Here is a 16,491-nt window from a genome sequence, read left to right on the forward strand (position 1 = left end):
CCAAAATAGACCGCCTCTTAGTTATTAGTCGTTGGGCTTAATCTAGCTCCACCCAAACGTTTCCTTTCTTATTAGATTCTACCGTACTTTCAATAAAATCCATTCCACGAACAGCGTCTAACATCGTTGGAAACTCTCCATCGTTATATTCTTGTCCGCGGATAGCTCTAGCTACTCCTTTATAGATATTAGCCATAGCATCAAAAATTCCTTCAGGATGCCCTGGAGGCAATTTTGTACCATCCAATGACAGGTCTGAATTGTACGCATGTCCTGGTTTAAATATCTGCAAGGGCTCTGTATCACTCTGTACCTTCAGGTAATTTGGATTCTCCTGCTCCCATCTGAGTCCGCCTTTGTCCCCATATATAGCAATAGCAAGACCATTTTCCTCTCCCGTAGCTACCTGACTAGCACGTACAACTCCCTTTACATGCTTATCCATACGAATAAGGATAGTACCATCTACATCCATTTGATTATCATCATACAGATAATTAAAGTCGGCCAAAATAGACTTTATCCTCAATCCTGTAGTAAACTCTACCATATTAGAGGCATGCACACCAATATCTGCAATACAGGAACTGATACCCGCTTTTTTAGGATCTAAACGCCATACGGTAGATCGTTTATCTTTATCATGAATAATAGAATTCATCCAACCCTGATAATAACGCACATCTACCTTATGTATTTTTCCAATAGCACCTGCCTTAATCATCTCTCGCATCTGACGCACCATAGGGTAGCCAGTATAGGTATGCGTGATAGCCAATATTGCATTGGTCTTTGCCTGTGCCTCCTGTAATATTTTAGCTTCCTCGTAAGTGGTTGTAAATGGTTTTTCACAGATTACGTGAAATCCGTTATCCAACAGTTTCTTAGCCATTGGAAAATGCAAGAAATTTGGAGTAAGAATAGAGCACACTTGAATTCGCTCTTCCTTTGGTAATTTCATTTCCTCCTCTACCAAGGCATCAAAATCTTTGTAAATCCTATTAGTAGGAATATCTATTTCCTTGGCAAAAGCAATACTTTCATCATAGTTAGGATTAAATACTGCTCCTACAATCTCATAATTATCATTTATTTGGGAGGCTACTCGGTGTAATATTCCGATAAGGGAATCACCCCCTCCACCTAAAATTCCTAGTCTAATTTTCTTAGCCATATACTTATTTTTTTACTTAATTAATCTTTGTACTCTACTTCTTCGTTCTTAAAAAATATAGTGAACAGAATCATAACCCCAAAAGCAAAAATAGCAGGGAAAGTCCAGATATCTACCCAACTATGTACTCCATCGCTCACAATATAACTATCTGTAATTACTCCTGCAACCCAGAATCCGATTAACATACCTACACCATAGGTAGCCAAGGTAATTAATCCTTGAGCAGCACTCTTATATCTTTCCCCTGCTTTGGAATCCGTATAAATTTGCCCAGAAACAAAGAAAAAGTCGTAACAAATACCATGTAGTGCTATCCCAATAAGGAGCATGTAAGCCTGGTCTCCAGCATCGCCAAAAGCAAATAGAAAGTACCTTATGGTCCACGCGAGCATACCCGCAATTAAAGTTATTTTAAATCCAAACTTCCTAAAGAAGTACGGAAGCAACAACATAAAAAACACTTCCGACCCTTGACCAATTGTCATTTTCCCTGTAGGGTTCTCCATTCCAATTTCAGACAAAAAGGGGTTTGCATTCTGATAATAAAACGCTAGCGGAATACAAATTAGAATGGAAGAAATAAAGAATATTAAAAAGTTTCTATCCTTTAAAAGTTTTAGAGCGTCTAGCCCCAAGATTTCCGAAATAGATGGCTTCTCACTATTACTCACTTTTGGCGGAGTTTTTGGAAGTGTAAAACTAAACAGTCCCAAAACAGCAGAAGCAATAGCCACCATTAGGAAAGTGTTCCTTAACAATCCATCTGCCCTAGCAGCTTCTGAGTCCCATACAAATACAAAACTGATTACTAATCCTGCAACAATCCACCCTATGGTACCAAAAACACGAACAAAGGAAAATTCCTTAGCCGGATTTTTCATCTGATTAAAAGAAATGGAGTTTACCAACGCAAGCGTAGGCATGTAAACAATCATATACCCCAAAACATAAGGATAAAAAGCAGCAAAATCTACTGCTGTGTACATCTGATACATCAACACCGCACCTAATAAATGCAGGATGCCCAAAATACGTTCCGCGTTAAAGTATCGGTCTGCAATTAAACCAATAATAAACGGAGCTATTATAGCGCCCCAACTCTGGGTAGAAAAGGCCATTGCCGTTTCTGCACCTGTTGCATTGAGATTACTACCCAAAAAGGTACCTAAGGTAACAAACCAGCCTCCCCAGATAAAAAACTCGAGGAACATCATAAAAGAAAGCTGTGTCTTTATTTTTAAATTCATAATACTAATTGTAGTTAATGTAGTCTATCGGTGTTAAATAGTAGACCTTAAGAACAATACTTTTCTGGAAGAATCCTAACCATCGACCGAATTACATGTTATGCTTTGGCAAAATGGTCTATACTATAAAAAGTATCTCCGAATAGATATCCTCTTAAGCTTGCTTAATAACGAACAACCTCTCTAATGACACTAGGTACTTAACGGCTGCAATACCATACCTACCATTATGCCAATAACACCAAACACCCCTTTCTAAAAGTGATGACATTTACTTAATAATTAAAGAGCGCAATAGCAGGCTGTAAATTATTCCAAGCTATTGCACTCTTCGCATCTCTTATTATTATCAATATAATTGTAGTAAAAAAGTCTACCTACAATTATAAGTGAGGATTAGTTTAATTTACTTCCTTCTTTAATTAGCAGGTCTCTTGTGGCGATAATTCCTTCTTCTTCACTTAATTCTCCACCTTCATACTCTACACCAATATACCCTGTATAACCAGCATCCTTAACTATCTTAAGAATTCTAGCGTAATCTAGGTTTCTTTCATTCCCCTCTGCATCAAAAACATTAGACTTAGCACTTACTGCTAAAGCGTGTGGCATTAGCTCGCTAAGCCCTTGGTAAGGATCGTAGCTTTCATCACACCCATTTGGAGTCCGCTTAATACAGAAGTTACCAAAATCTGGTAATGTACCACAGTTCTCCATATCCACCTTGGTCATCACCTCAGCCAATAGGGCTCCATTAGAAGATAAGCCTCCATGATTTTCTACCAATACGTTTATACCTTTATCTTTTGCATAAGTAGATAGTTGAGTTAGGCCATCTACAGAACTAGCAACCCACTCTTCTGGGTTATTACTTCCAGAAAGGTTTACTCTAATAGCATGGCAACCCATTGCTGCAGCTGCATCTACCCATTTGTAGTGGTTTTCAACTGCTGCTTTTCTTTTCGCAGCATCAGGAGTAGCCAAGTCTCCTTGACCATCAATCATTATTAATAAGTTCTTTAATCCGTATTTTTCACTTTCAGCATTGTTCTTAGCTACGAAAGCATCCATAGCTTCTTTAGAAAAATTTGAAGCTCCTAATTCGTCATAATACAACCCGCTAACATATTCTAATCCAGAAAAGCCCCATTCTGATGCTTTCTGCGCAAAGGAATAAGGATCTACTCCTTCATTTCTAATCATTCTATGCATAGACCATTGCGCTAGGGAAAGTTTAAAAAATGGCTCTTCGGAAGCTACGGTTGCCGCTACACTATCCTCATTGTTTGCCTGTTTTTTGGGTGCATCTTTACAAGACAACATTCCTACGAACAATAATGCCATTACGAACTTAAACCCGTTGATCTTCAAATTTTTACGTTTCATCTTCTATTAAAATATTAAATTTAAGGATTACCGACTACTATAACGTTATAGTATCGCTGTTTTCACAAATACAAGGTTTAAATGTAGAAAATAAATTCTATATTTAATAAATATATCAAACAAACAATTTACCAGATGAGCAAATTTTATTATAACGATGAACAGGAGTCTTACGATGCTATCGTAGTAGGCACGGGTATTAGCGGAGGTTGGGCCGCTAAGGAATTATGCGAAAACGGACTTAAAACACTGGTCCTGGAAAGAGGTAGAATGGTTAATCATATTGAAGATTATACCACCGCAAATAAGGATGATTGGGATTTCCCAAACAATGGTGAACTATCCCCCGAAGAAAAATCCAAACAATTAAAACAGGCCAGAACTGGATATACAGTAAAGAAACCTCATAACCATTGGTTTGTTAACGACTTAGAACACCCCTATAATGAAACAAAACGTTTCGACTGGATGCGAGGGTATCACGTAGGAGGACGCTCCCTAACATGGGGAAGACATAGTTATCGTTGGTCTGACATTGATTTTGAAGCTAATAAAAAAGACGGCATCGCAGTAGATTGGCCTGTAAGATATAAAGATATTGCCCCTTGGTATGACAAAGTAGAATCCTATATAGGAGTATGTGGTGAAAATCTAGGATTACCCCAATTACCAGACGGACAGTTTTTGCCTATGATGGAATTAAACTGTGTAGAGCAGCACTTTAGAGAAAAAGTAGCCGAGAATTTTGATGGACGAGTAGTTACCGCAGGTAGGGTAGCACATATTACTGGAGATAAAGAATTTGAAGGCAGAACCAAATGCCAGTTTAGAAATAGATGTATCAGAGGTTGTCCTTTTGGTGCTTATTTCAGTAGCAATTCATCTACACTTCCAGCAGCAGAACGCACGGGTAACCTTACTTTGAGGCCAGACTCTATTGTTACCGAAGTTATTTATGACCCAGACACCAAAAAAGCTAGCGGAGTAAAAGTTATAGACCGACTCACCAAAGAGACCTTTGAGTTTAAGGCAAAAGTAATTTTCTTATGTGCATCTGCCATAGCCTCTACTTCTATTTTAATGCAGTCCAAATCGGATCGCTTCCCTAATGGCTTGGGTAATGATTCTGACCAATTAGGAAGAAATATCATGGACCACCATTTAGGCGTGGGAGCAAGCGGAAAGTTTGATGGATTTGAAGACAAATACTATAAGGGAAGAAAACCGAATGGGATTTATATCCCAAGGTTTAAAAACCTAGGAGGCACCACCAATTCTAAAGACTATATCCGCGGATTTGGTTACCAAGGTGGTGCTAGTAGGGGTAACTGGGAAGAAACTATAGCCGAGCTCTCTCATGGAAAAGATCTAAAAGAAGCAATTTTAAAACCAGGAGGTTGGACCTTTGGAATGATGGGATTTGGAGAAGTATTGCCTTATGAGGACAATCGCATGACTCTAGACTATGACAAATTAGATGGATGGGGCTTACCTACTGTTACTTTTGATGCCGAATTCAAAGAAAACGAATGGAAAATGCGTGAAGATATGCGAGAGCAAGCAGTAGAAATGCTTACTAAAGCAGGCCTACGTGATGTACAATCTTATGACAACCCAGGAGCTTTAGGCCTAGGAATACATGAAATGGGAACCGCTCGTATGGGAAGAGACCCAAAAACCTCTGTATTAAACGGAAACAACCAGGTGCACGCAGTACCTAATGTGTATGTTACTGATGGATCATTTATGACATCGGCAAGTTGCGTTAATCCGTCTTTGACCTATATGGCATTTACTGCTAGAGCTGCCAACCATGCCGCACAAGAACTTAAAAAAGGAAATATATAATGGATAGAAGAAAAGCACTACGAAATATGGGACTGTCACTAGGATATGTGGTGGCCACCCCTACATTACTGAGCTTAATGCAAAGCTGCAAACAAGATGCAGCTTTAGTATGGACCCCAGATTTCCTTAGCAAAGAAGAAGGAACTGTACTGACTACCTTGGTAGATATTATCCTTCCTAAGACAGATACTCCTTCCGCTTCCGAAGTGCAAGTGCATCTTTTTATAGATCGCTTTGCAAACGAAATAATGGAAAAGGAACAAAAAGACCTCTTTAAAATGGGGATGGGCAAGTTTATGGAAAAAGCATTGGCCGATTCTGAGAAAAAGAACATCGACAATTTAACGGCTGAAGACCTAGAACCCATTTTAGCCAAGGCTCTTAAAACCCCTAAAGAAGACCAAGCGAAACATTTTAAATTGATTTCTGAATATACCGAAGCCATTCGCGAAAATAAAACAGCAACATTAAGCGATGAAGTCTCTAGATTTTCCTTTGCCAATACGCTACGCGGACTTACAATTTGGAGCTATAAAACCTCTGAATATGTAGGAGAAAATGTACTCGCCTATCTGCCCGTTCCGGGAGAATATATTGGCTGTGGCGATCTACAAGAATTAACTGCCGGCAAGGCTTGGTCTATTTAAAACACAACTTATATTAATAATGAGAAGAAGAGATTTTATACAAAAAACCGCCCTCACTAGTGGGGCGGTTGGCTTAGGAGGTGCAATGGCTTACAGCGCTCCTTTAAATATGGGTGTTAAACATACGTTTAATCTAAATTATGCCCCTCACTTTGGAATGTTCAGAAATCTATCTGGAAATGACCTAATAGACCAATTGAATTTTATGGCAGATCAGGGTTTTACCGCCTTTGAAGACAATGGGATGATGGGAAGGGACGTTGCCATGCAAACAAAAATTGGCGAAACTCTAGCTAAACACAATATGACCATGGGCGTTTTTGTAGTGGACAAAGGCGGCAACATGGCCAATACACTTGCAGCAGGAAAAAAAGAAAATGTAGATATCTTTTTAGAAGGTTGCAGAAAGGCAGTGGATGTTGCTAAACGCACAAATGCCAAGTGGATGACTGTTGTACCGGGTGCATACGATAGGAGTCTTCCCATAGGAATCCAAAATGCTAATGTGATAGAAGCGCTTAGAAGAGGTGCAGAAATATTTGAACCTCATGGTTTAGTGATGGTATTGGAACCTCTTTCCGATTCCCCCGACCTTCATTTGCAAACCTCAGAGCAGACCTATTTAATCTGCAAGGGAGTAAATAGCCCATCGTGTAAAATTTTGTACGATATATATCATATGCAAAAGAACGAAGGTCACCTCATCCACAATATGAATCTTACTTGGGATGAAATTGCTTATATCCAAGTTGGGGACAATCCCGGGAGAAAAGAACCCACTACCGGTGAAATTAACTACAAAAATGTTTTTAAGTATTTACACGAAAAAGGATTTAATGGAATAGTAGGTATGGAACACGGCAATTCTAGACCCAATAAGGAGGGTGAACTTGCCGTAATAAACGCCTATAAAGAAGTAGACAACTTCCTATAATTTAAGCTATATAAACTTTTTAACTTTCTATTTAGTAAGGTTCCATTCCATTTCCCCGTCCAAAGGATAATGATGGAACCTTATCTATATCTTATCGGAGCTTACACTATGCTATGCCTTATCGCGAGGTTAGTATACCTTCATTATTTAAAAAAATAACCTACGTCTTCTTTCCCAAGTCAAGCTAATTAGACTTAAAAAGGACATTACGCACATCAATTATCTCCAACCATCATTCAGAGTATTCAAATCGCAATAAGCGAGTAAATCCCAAAATGATTTTATAATTAAAGTCACTCGGGTTTTAATAAAGCATCAGTATAAAAATGCAAGGGTGCTAATTTCATTCAGATTCACTACATCACACTTTTCATATTATAGCAATTGTATTACCCCAAGACTTCATAGCCTATTTTAAATGGATAATGCTATAAGGATCATAATTATAGATAGAGAGAGCATTGCAATAAAGATTAGTTTAATGCCGATTGTATATTTAAATGCCATAACATAAGGTTTTTGAGTTGTTGTTTTAGTTTGATATTAAAGTAAACTGGATTCAGAATCAGGGTGATTTGCCTCCAGAAAATCGAATCCCAGAACATAAAGATATATTTACTTTACTCCGTAAGATCTTAGATATGTAACAGATAATAACACGTATGTAACATCACAACACCTACTGATAAAACGTTATAATTCGGAAGGAATAAAGGAAGAGGCAATACAATAAAAAAGGGAGATAAAATAGATTAAACCTATTTCATCTCCCTTTTTAAGTTGGAATTAAAATCTCCCAACTTATTTAAATAGTACCGCCAACTGGTACGACCCACTTAACACAAAGTAATTGTGAATTACTAGAATGGTCTTTACATGTTTTAGGTAGTTCCCCCGAAACCCAAAAACAATATAAATTCCAAAAACCAATAAATTGATCCAGCTTCTCAATCTCACTTCGCATCTCCGATATTGCACTTAACAATAGCAAGTTCAAATAAATGAACGAGGTGGAAATGGATCGCACCTTGTTTGACAGTATTTCAATATTCAATTCTACTTAATAAGCTCTTTACAACAACTGTTATCGCTTCCATTCCTTTAGGTCTGGCGCTGTTCTATTTTCTGCTAAATTCTTATTAACCTCTACATCGCTATTAACAAAATTGTCCTCTACCGCATCTGTCCTATTATCATCCATAATTATGGAAACAAGAAGCGTAAACACCAATCCAATAAAAAAAAGTATACATTTTTTCATCATATAAATTTTATAGGATAGGTTAAATTCTATGATTTTTTTTGAAAACTTGAGGAGTATCAAATTTAGAAGAAAACTAGGGCGATAAAACAACAACTTGTATAAATGGTAAGCAATTCTGTATAGATGGCAAACGTCTAAAATACGGTTATTAATACTACAGAAGTTAATTTTACTTTACTCCGAATGAGGTTTACTAAAAAACGCCCAATCTTAAACCTTTTACAGCAATTTATACTTGAATTAATTCCATTAATACAAAATGTGATTTCGGAGTAGACAATAGATTTAAATTTGATTATCTTTCCTTTATTATGTTAGAAGCCGTATTAGTAGATGACGAAATTAAAGCTCTCCAAAGTCTTTCATGGGAGCTAACCAACTTTAGTGACGAAATAACCGTGGTTGCTTCATTTACAGATCCTTTTGAAGCATTAGAATATCTGCAAGTGAATACTCCAGACTGCTTATTCTTGGATATTGAAATGCCCACAATGGACGGTTTTCAGTTTATTCAAAAATTACAAAACAAAGACTTCCCCGTGGTTATTACAACCGCCTACAACCAATACGCCATTAAAGCCCTTAAACACGAGGCTATAGATTACTTACTAAAACCCATAGATACAGATGACTTAAACTTAACTATTGCTAAAATAAGGAAGTTTAATAGTAAGAATAATACCTATGAAAAGTTAGAAAATATTCTACTAAAATTTAATTCTGACTCTAAACACAAGAAAATCACCATCAATACAGATGGTAAACTATTATTTTTAGAAAGTGATGAAATTCTATATGCAGAATCAGACGGAAATTACAGCACCTTGTACCTCACCGATGGTCAAAAGATATTACTGACAAAAAAACTCAAGGAGGTTAATGAATTATTACCGAAAGATACTTTCTTTAGAATTCACAACTCTTTTATCATTAACATGCAAAAGATAAAAGAATTCATAAAAACCGATGGTTATGTTATTTTAGAATCCAACCACAAAATTCCAGTTTCAAGACAGAAAAAGTCGGACTTCCTGGATTTAATTTAGTCTAATCCCTTATTAAACATAGAATTACTTGAAGTTCGCCATTTACCATAGTTACACACAAGTAAAAAATAAGCAAAACCTAATATTGGTTATGTGCTTATGTTTATTCTACACGCTTTCCCATTCCCAAGATGTACCAGAATCTTTTAAAAGAATAAGCGATAGTCTTATCCAAGCTAAGCCAACAACCTATCAGCAAATAGATTCGGTTCTGAGGTTTAAAAGATCGGACACCTTATATATGCACTACTTCAACCGAGCGTCGGCTAATAGTGAATATTATGATGGGCAAGCATACGCCCTTAACCAATTGGGAAGAAAATATAGAAACATATCTCAATTCCAAAAGGCTATTGCCTTTCATAAACTAGCCTTACAAGCGGCTGAAGCTGCGAACAATCTAGAGTTTAGGATTTACAGTTTAAATATGCTAGGGGTCATCTATCGAAAAAGCGATGCTATCAAAATTGCATTAGATTATCATCAAGAAGCATTAGACCTAGCCAATACAGAAAAAAACCCCTCAAACGGCATTAAAAGAAGTATAAATGTATCCCTTAATAGTATTGGAAACCTATACCAAACTTTAAGACAATATGATATTGCCATTGCGCAGTATGAAAAATCCATGACGCTAGAAAAAGAATTAGGGAATAAGTTAGGGTTGGCCATAAACTATCAAAACATTGGAGAATGCTTAGAACACAAAGGGCAACTAGAAGAAGCCCTTGAATATTATAGAATCTCCTTGGACTACAACAATGAAATTAACAGTCATAAAGGGTTAATTATTTGCAAAAACAGTATTGCTCAGGTCTATATTAAGCAAAATAAAGTAAAGGAGGCTTTAGAGATTTTGGAACCTAACTTACTTGCTGCTGAGGAGATTGGAGACATGTACATTGTTACCTCTATTAACCTAAACATAGGTTGGGCACTCATAGAACTTGAACAGTATCAAGACGCAGAGAAATACCTAACCCAAGGATTAAAATTAGCAAATACACATCATTTACCTAGTTTTATTTCTGAGGCATATTCGTTGTTATCACAATTAGCCACCCATAAAGAAAACTATAAAAATGCGCTGCTATACTATCAAAAAGCAGAAAGCCTTAACGTAGCCATAAATAGTGAAGTTAACCGTAAATATATTTACGACCTCATCATTAAATATGAAACGGAGAAACAAAATAACAAAATAGCAAGCTTGGCCAATGAGTACAACATGGTAAACACCAAGCTAAAAAGAAACAAAAACATGCTGTTTATTGGTGCATTGGGGATGGCACTGTTGACCTTTTTATTATATATACTTTATCGGCAGAAGGAATTAAAGAACGAAAAAAAGATATTGACTTTGGAGCAAAGCATGCTTCGCAGCCAAATGAATCCCCATTTCTTGTTTAATTCCTTAAATTCTATTAAGCTTTATATCATAAATAACGATAAAAAAAACGCAGTTCACTACCTCAATAAATTTTCCAAATTGGTGCGAAAAATATTAGAAGCTTCTTCTGTAAAGGAAATTTCTCTTTTTGATGAGTTAGAAACCATTGAGCTGTATATGAACATAGAAAACATCCGGTTTTCTAATGAAATTAATTTTACCATCATTATAGATGATCCTATTGACCCACACAATGTTAAAATTCCGTCTTTAATTCTACAGCCATTTTTAGAAAATGCACTATGGCATGGCCTCTCTACAAAAGAAGGTGAAAAAAACATAGAGTTAAGGGTAAGCAGGGAGAATGGCAATTACATCCAAATAGCCATTACAGATAATGGCGTAGGAAGAACTGCCTCTGAGCGAATAAAGAAAAATAAAGTCTTAAAAAGAAAATCTGTGGGTATAGATATTACCAAGGAACGATTGGCAAACTTCTCCAAAGACTTTGAGCATTCTTTTCAGGTGGAGATAAAAGACCTTTACTCCCCAGAAAAGGAACCCTTAGGCACCCAAGTAATTCTTCACATTCCTACTTCTTAGTATGTTGTTCAGCTATCTCTTCTAATTCTGTAAACCACTTTTTACCAAATTTCCTAATCAACCCATCTTTTACAAACTTATAAATGGGCACTTGAAGTTCACTTCCTAAGGAACAAGCAGGGTCACAGATTTCCCATCTATGGTAATTAACAGCAGTAAGCTCTGTGTATTCCCTTACTCGAACAGGATATAAATGACAAGAAACCGGTTTTTTAAATTTGGTTGCACCTTCCTCATAGGCTTTTTCGATACCACATTTAGCGGTACCGTTTTCCGTAAAAATGGCATAAGCACACTCACTACCATTTACTAAAGGAGTCTCCCACTCGCCATCTTCACCTTTTATAAAAGCTCCTTGCTTTTCAATTTCCACAATTCCTTCTGGTCTTAAAAAAGGTTTTACGTCCTTATAGATATCAACCAATATTTCTGTCTCCTTATCCTCTAAAGGCGCTCCCGCCTCGCCATCTACACAGCAAGTCCCTTTACAAGCAGTAAGGTTGCAAACAAAATCATTCTCAATGATCTCTTCCGATACAATTGTTTTTCCTAGTTGGAACATACTTAAAAATTAAGCCACAAATATACCCCTTTACATGGATAATTTCGACTGAATTAAACGTAGATTTGCACCGGAAAAATACCTATGCGTTTTTGCGAACTAAATAGTATTCAAAATTTTATGGATTTAAATTTTAACATAAGAGAAATTATAACGGCTAGTATGGTTCTTTTTGCAGTTATAGATATTGTAGGAAGCATCCCTATCATCATCAATCTGCGCAATAAAGTGGGGCATATACAATCTGGTAAGGCCTCCTTAGTTTCTGCCCTGATTATGATTGCCTTTCTATTTGTAGGTGAAGAAATTTTAAAATTAATTGGAATTGACGTTAACTCTTTTGCGGTTGCCGGTGCCTTTGTAATTTTCTTTTTAGCAATAGAAATGGTTTTAGGAATTACCCTATATAGAGATGACCATCCAGAGAGCGCTTCTATAGTACCCATAGCATTCCCTTTAATCGCGGGAGCAGGAACAGTTACCACCCTACTATCTCTTAGAGCTGAATATAGAGTAGAAAACATAATAGTCGCCATTGTAATAAATGTTATTTTTGTTTACTTTGTATTGAAGTCCTCTGAAAGAATAGGGAATATTTTAGGTAAGAACGGACTTAATGTTATCCGAAAAATATTTGGTGTGATTTTATTGGCCATAGCCGTTAAACTCTTCACCACAAATATTAATGAATTATTTTAGGGAACGCTAGAAAATAAATCTGATGAACAAAATATTACTAATAGTACTTATCGTTTTGGGATTGGCTCTCACAGTATACAACATCACCGTGGTGGATTTTGAAACACCTTTTGAGGGAAATAGCATTATAGCATTAATAGGGATCGCAGCCTCCCTATGTGCTATTATATTGCTGCTTATATATGCTACTTCTAAAAAAATAGAGGAGAAAATGAAGGAATAATTAAACTTCTTATAAATTTCAAAGTGATTCACCTAGAAACTAGATCTTCCTTCTTTATAAAGTCTTTACTACTTAAGAAGTATATTAAAATATAAACTCCTAGTCTAGCACCTTAATTTTTGATTTAACCAGTTGACTACGGGCGATTTTTTCTTGGTCTAGCTCCAGTACTTTTTGAATCATATCATCAGCACCACTTTTTATTTGTGCATGGGCATTGGCATCAAATAGCTGTTCTGCAAGAGCCGCTTTTAAGTAACGTTTTAACTTATCCTCAAAAGCGTAAAAATCTAGTCTAATTCTATTAGAAGCGTATTTTATAAAACTTTCAAAAAGGATATCGTCTACTTTATAATTCTCTATAAAGTCATCCCTATCAAACTGCTCATAATATGCCCTATGATCATCTAAATAAGTAAATACAAAGCGTGGTATATACCCTAGGGACATAGCCTCAATTGCCTCGGACTCATTGGAGCCTATGGGTACAAATACGTCTGGAATAATTCCCCCGCCGCCATAAACCACTTTTCCTTTTGGTGTCTTAAATTTTAAAGAATCGGCCACCTTAATACTATCTACAGAAAGCAACTCCCCATTATGGTAACGGTCCATAAATTTCTGATAGTAATCCCTGTTTCCGTTTTCATATGATTTTTGAATAGACCTACCTGTAGGAGTGTAATATCTGGATACGGTTAACCTTACAGCAGATCCATCACCTAAATCCATCTCTCTTTGTACTAACCCCTTTCCAAAGGATCTACGTCCTACAATAGTTCCAATATCATTATCCTGTAAAGAGCCAGCTATAATCTCACTAGCCGAAGCAGATTTCTCATTGATTAAAACGTATACTGGTTTATTTTCAAAATGTCCTTTATTGGTAGCAAAAACCTTATCTATCCTCCCTCTTTTATTTTTGGTGTACAAAATCATTTTACCGTCGGATAAGAATTCGTCTGCCATTTGTTCTGCTATTCCTAAGTAGCCACCAGGATTATCCCTTAAATCTAAGGTTAATTTTTTGGCTCCCTTGGCCTCTAGCTTTCGCAAGGCATTTTTAAATTCTTTATAAGTAGATTCCGCAAAGCGGTTTACTTTAATATAACCCATATCATCTGTAAGCATACAGTAGGCTTCCACACTCTTTATAGGTACCACATCTCTATTTACAGTAACATTGAATAATTTATTCCCATTCTTCCTATACACTTGTAAGTCTACTGGACTTCCTTTCTCTCCTTTCAATTTTTTAATTACCAAGTCATTTGGAATACCAGACCCAAACAAGGTATCTCCATCGGCCATTAAAATCCGATCTCCTTGCTTTAGTCCTTTCCGATAACTTGGTCCATTTTCTATGGTTCTAATTATTGAAATAGTATCCCTATACATATAAAAATTCACTCCAATCCCTACAAAGTCGCCTTTCATACTTTCAGCAACCTTTTCCATTTCACTTTTGGGGATATAGACAGAATGTGGGTCTAATTTCTCTAGAATATTATTTACGGTAACATCTACTATGCTATCCGTATTAATCTCATCTACATACTCATAGTCTATATAATCTATAAGCCTATTGAGCTTTTCCTTCTTGGAATTTTTGGAAAAAAGCTTATTCTGCGAATCTTTAAAGTGCAGTTTTCCACCAATAAAAATACCAATGGCCAAAGCCAAGCCAATTACTGTAGGCCATATGTAGGTGTAGCTGCGCTTCATTGTTTAAGTATAATCCTTACTCTATATTTATGATATTTGGCATTTGGATAAGCTCTACCCCTGCCTTTTTTAAAAATTGCAAGCCGGAATCATCTTTGTAGTCATTCTGATATACTACACGTTTTATACCAGATTGATGAATTAATTTACTGCATTCCTTACAAGGGGATAAGGTAATATATAAGGTAGCTCCTTCACAAGATTGCGTAGAGGAAGCTACTTTAGAAATAGCATTTGCTTCTGCATGCAATACATACCATTTGGTATACCCTTCTTCATCCTCACATGTATTTTCAAATCCCGTGGGAGTTCCATTATATCCATCGGAAATTATCATTCTATCCTTAACAATTATAGCTCCCACTTGTTTTCGTTTGCAATAGGAGAGTTTCCCCCATTCGCTCGCCATACGCAAATACGCTCTATCGTATTTTTCTTGCTTGCGTTCCTTCATCTGTATTTTATCGACTTAAATTATAATCCTTAAAAATAGGTAAATAGAAATAATCCTATTTCTCTTTGTAATTACAATGAAAAATTAAGGGAAGCGCCTGACTTACTGCGCGTAATATTCCTTACCCTACTCAAAATTAATACAATTTATGGATTCAATATTTTAATTACCGTTAACTTTTACACAAATACTATCAAGAAAACGAAGTGGTAGGTAATAGTATTGCAATACATAGCATAAGATTGCACTAAACTAGGACAAACCGACCTTAATTTATTAAGTTTCCTAGAGAATTATCAAATATAAGTCTATTTGGGAGCGGACGGAAACTTCCTCCAAAATTGCAGCAAAAGCACCAGAGCTTTCTTATCTCACGAAATAAGAAAACAAATGCTGCCATAGCATAGCAGCATTTTTTAATTTTAGGTAGACATAATGAAGATCGGAAATCCCCTTTTACCAGGCTAAAAATTATTATAAGCCTCTTTCCTGTTGCACCGCCTCATAGGCCTTCTGAACTTCCTTAAATTTTTCTTCGGCTCCTTTTTTAATAGCCTCATTCTCTGTATTTACTCTATCGGGGTGATATTTCTTGGCCATGGCCCTATACGCCTTTTTTACCTCATCGTCAGTGGCCGTTTTATCTATCTCAAGAATCTTATAGGCATTATCTGCAGATTTTATAAACATGGCCATAATGCTTTCAAAATCGATACCACTCACCCTAAAATATCCGGCTATTTCCCTTATTTTCTCAATTTCGGCCTGACTTACTGATCCATCAGCTTGGGCAATTCCAAAAAGGAAATGTAATAATTGTAACCGTACCTCATATCGGGTACGTTGGTTTAAATAGGCACATATTTTTTGAGCAGAAACTTCTCTTTTTTTAACTACCTCATTGAAGGTTCTAAATATGGCATTGGCTTTCTCTTTACCATAAGTACCCACAAAATACTGCTGAACATACTGCATTTCCCGTGGACTAACAACACCATCAGCTTTAATCACAATGGAACAGAGCGATAATAAATTAAGTTCAAAATCTGCAGGTGATACAGATTGGTTAGTCATATCTCTAAAGACAGAACCAGCACCTGAACCGCCCCTACTTTTAGCGCCATCTATAAAACTTCCAATAAAAAATCCTAGTATGGCTCCGGGAAACCTAAATAAATAATACCCCAATATAGCGGCAAACCATTTTATCATCTTCTAATAAATTTGAGCAAAGATATAATTTTAACATAGAAAATAAGGTCTAATGAAAAGTTAAGGTGTTCTAT

The 16,491-nt window shown here is 36.4% G+C and carries 15 protein-coding genes; 7 read left to right on the top strand and 8 right to left on the bottom strand.

Annotation, left to right across the window (positions count from 1 at the left end; translation table 11 throughout):
• Positions 1-37 precede the first annotated feature (37 nt).
• The 3 genes from H344_RS0105295 to H344_RS0105305 all read right to left on the bottom strand — a co-directional run bounded on the left by H344_RS0105295 (position 38) and on the right by H344_RS0105305 (position 3,810).
• Positions 38-1,174 (bottom strand): Gfo/Idh/MocA family protein, encoded by a 1,137-nt coding sequence (locus H344_RS0105295; RefSeq protein ID WP_026809355.1) that lies wholly within the window; start codon positions 1,172-1,174, stop codon positions 38-40.
• A gap of 20 nt (positions 1,175-1,194) precedes the next feature.
• Positions 1,195-2,424 (bottom strand): nucleoside permease, encoded by a 1,230-nt coding sequence (locus H344_RS0105300; protein ID WP_026809356.1) that lies wholly within the window; start codon positions 2,422-2,424, stop codon positions 1,195-1,197.
• A 396-nt stretch (positions 2,425-2,820) separates the two neighbouring features.
• The gene (locus tag H344_RS0105305) at positions 2,821-3,810 is read right to left on the bottom strand and encodes a sugar phosphate isomerase/epimerase family protein (RefSeq protein WP_026809357.1); all 990 of its coding nucleotides are present in this window, start codon (positions 3,808-3,810) and stop codon (positions 2,821-2,823) included.
• A 135-nt stretch (positions 3,811-3,945) separates the two neighbouring features.
• On the opposite strand from H344_RS0105305, the gene H344_RS0105310 reads away from it, so the two are divergent.
• The 3 genes from H344_RS0105310 to H344_RS0105320 are packed head-to-tail and all read left to right on the top strand — an operon-like array spanning position 3,946 to position 7,239.
• Complete coding sequence (locus tag H344_RS0105310; RefSeq protein WP_026809358.1) at positions 3,946-5,658, top strand: GMC oxidoreductase; 1,713 nt, start codon at positions 3,946-3,948, stop codon at positions 5,656-5,658.
• Positions 5,658-6,305: a gluconate 2-dehydrogenase subunit 3 family protein gene (locus tag H344_RS0105315; protein WP_026809359.1), complete on the top strand. Its 648-nt coding sequence runs from the start codon at positions 5,658-5,660 to the stop codon at positions 6,303-6,305. Before H344_RS0105310 ends, H344_RS0105315 begins: the two co-directional genes overlap by 1 nt.
• Before the next feature lie 19 nt (positions 6,306-6,324).
• Positions 6,325-7,239: a hydroxypyruvate isomerase family protein gene (locus H344_RS0105320; protein WP_026809360.1), complete on the top strand. Its 915-nt coding sequence runs from the start codon at positions 6,325-6,327 to the stop codon at positions 7,237-7,239.
• Positions 7,240-8,323: 1,084 nt separating this feature from the next.
• Here H344_RS0105320 and H344_RS21640 read toward each other — a convergent pair.
• A complete protein-coding gene (locus tag H344_RS21640) occupies positions 8,324-8,500 on the bottom strand; it encodes a hypothetical protein (protein ID WP_157378146.1) in 177 nt (58 codons plus the stop codon).
• A gap of 314 nt (positions 8,501-8,814) precedes the next feature.
• Between H344_RS21640 and H344_RS0105335 the strand changes: the two genes are divergently transcribed.
• Together H344_RS0105335 and H344_RS0105340 are read left to right on the top strand one after the other, a co-directional pair.
• A complete protein-coding gene (locus tag H344_RS0105335; protein WP_026809361.1) occupies positions 8,815-9,549 on the top strand; it encodes a LytR/AlgR family response regulator transcription factor in 735 nt (244 codons plus the stop codon).
• Positions 9,550-9,640: 91 nt separating this feature from the next.
• Complete coding sequence (locus H344_RS0105340; RefSeq protein WP_084148738.1) at positions 9,641-11,542, top strand: tetratricopeptide repeat-containing sensor histidine kinase; 1,902 nt, start codon at positions 9,641-9,643, stop codon at positions 11,540-11,542.
• On the opposite strand, the gene H344_RS0105345 is transcribed toward H344_RS0105340, so the two are convergent.
• A complete protein-coding gene (locus tag H344_RS0105345; protein ID WP_026809363.1) occupies positions 11,532-12,104 on the bottom strand; it encodes a DUF3109 family protein in 573 nt (190 codons plus the stop codon). The two genes, H344_RS0105340 and H344_RS0105345, sit on opposite strands and share 11 nt — an antisense overlap.
• A 120-nt stretch (positions 12,105-12,224) precedes the next feature.
• Here H344_RS0105345 and H344_RS0105350 point away from each other — a divergent pair, with 120 nt between their 5' ends.
• Both H344_RS0105350 and H344_RS0105355 read left to right on the top strand, forming a co-directional pair.
• Positions 12,225-12,803 (top strand): MarC family protein, encoded by a 579-nt coding sequence (locus H344_RS0105350; RefSeq protein WP_026809364.1) that lies wholly within the window; start codon positions 12,225-12,227, stop codon positions 12,801-12,803.
• A 22-nt stretch (positions 12,804-12,825) separates the two neighbouring features.
• Complete coding sequence (locus tag H344_RS0105355) at positions 12,826-13,026, top strand: hypothetical protein (protein WP_026809365.1); 201 nt, start codon at positions 12,826-12,828, stop codon at positions 13,024-13,026.
• 99 nt (positions 13,027-13,125) lie between these two features.
• Here H344_RS0105355 and H344_RS0105360 read toward each other — a convergent pair whose 3' ends face one another.
• From H344_RS0105360 to H344_RS0105370, 3 genes are all read right to left on the bottom strand, one after another.
• A complete protein-coding gene (locus tag H344_RS0105360; RefSeq protein WP_026809366.1) occupies positions 13,126-14,751 on the bottom strand; it encodes a S41 family peptidase in 1,626 nt (541 codons plus the stop codon).
• A 16-nt stretch (positions 14,752-14,767) separates the two neighbouring features.
• Positions 14,768-15,205, bottom strand: coding sequence for a deoxycytidylate deaminase (locus tag H344_RS0105365; protein WP_026809367.1), 438 nt, complete (start codon positions 15,203-15,205; stop codon positions 14,768-14,770).
• Positions 15,206-15,679: 474 nt separating this feature from the next.
• Positions 15,680-16,417, bottom strand: a complete 738-nt coding sequence (locus tag H344_RS0105370; protein ID WP_026809368.1) for a TerB family tellurite resistance protein — start codon at positions 16,415-16,417, stop codon at positions 15,680-15,682.
• Positions 16,418-16,491 lie beyond the last annotated feature (74 nt).

The organism is Arenibacter latericius DSM 15913 (genome assembly GCF_000424985.1).
Lineage (GTDB): Bacteria > Bacteroidota > Bacteroidia > Flavobacteriales > Flavobacteriaceae > Arenibacter > Arenibacter latericius.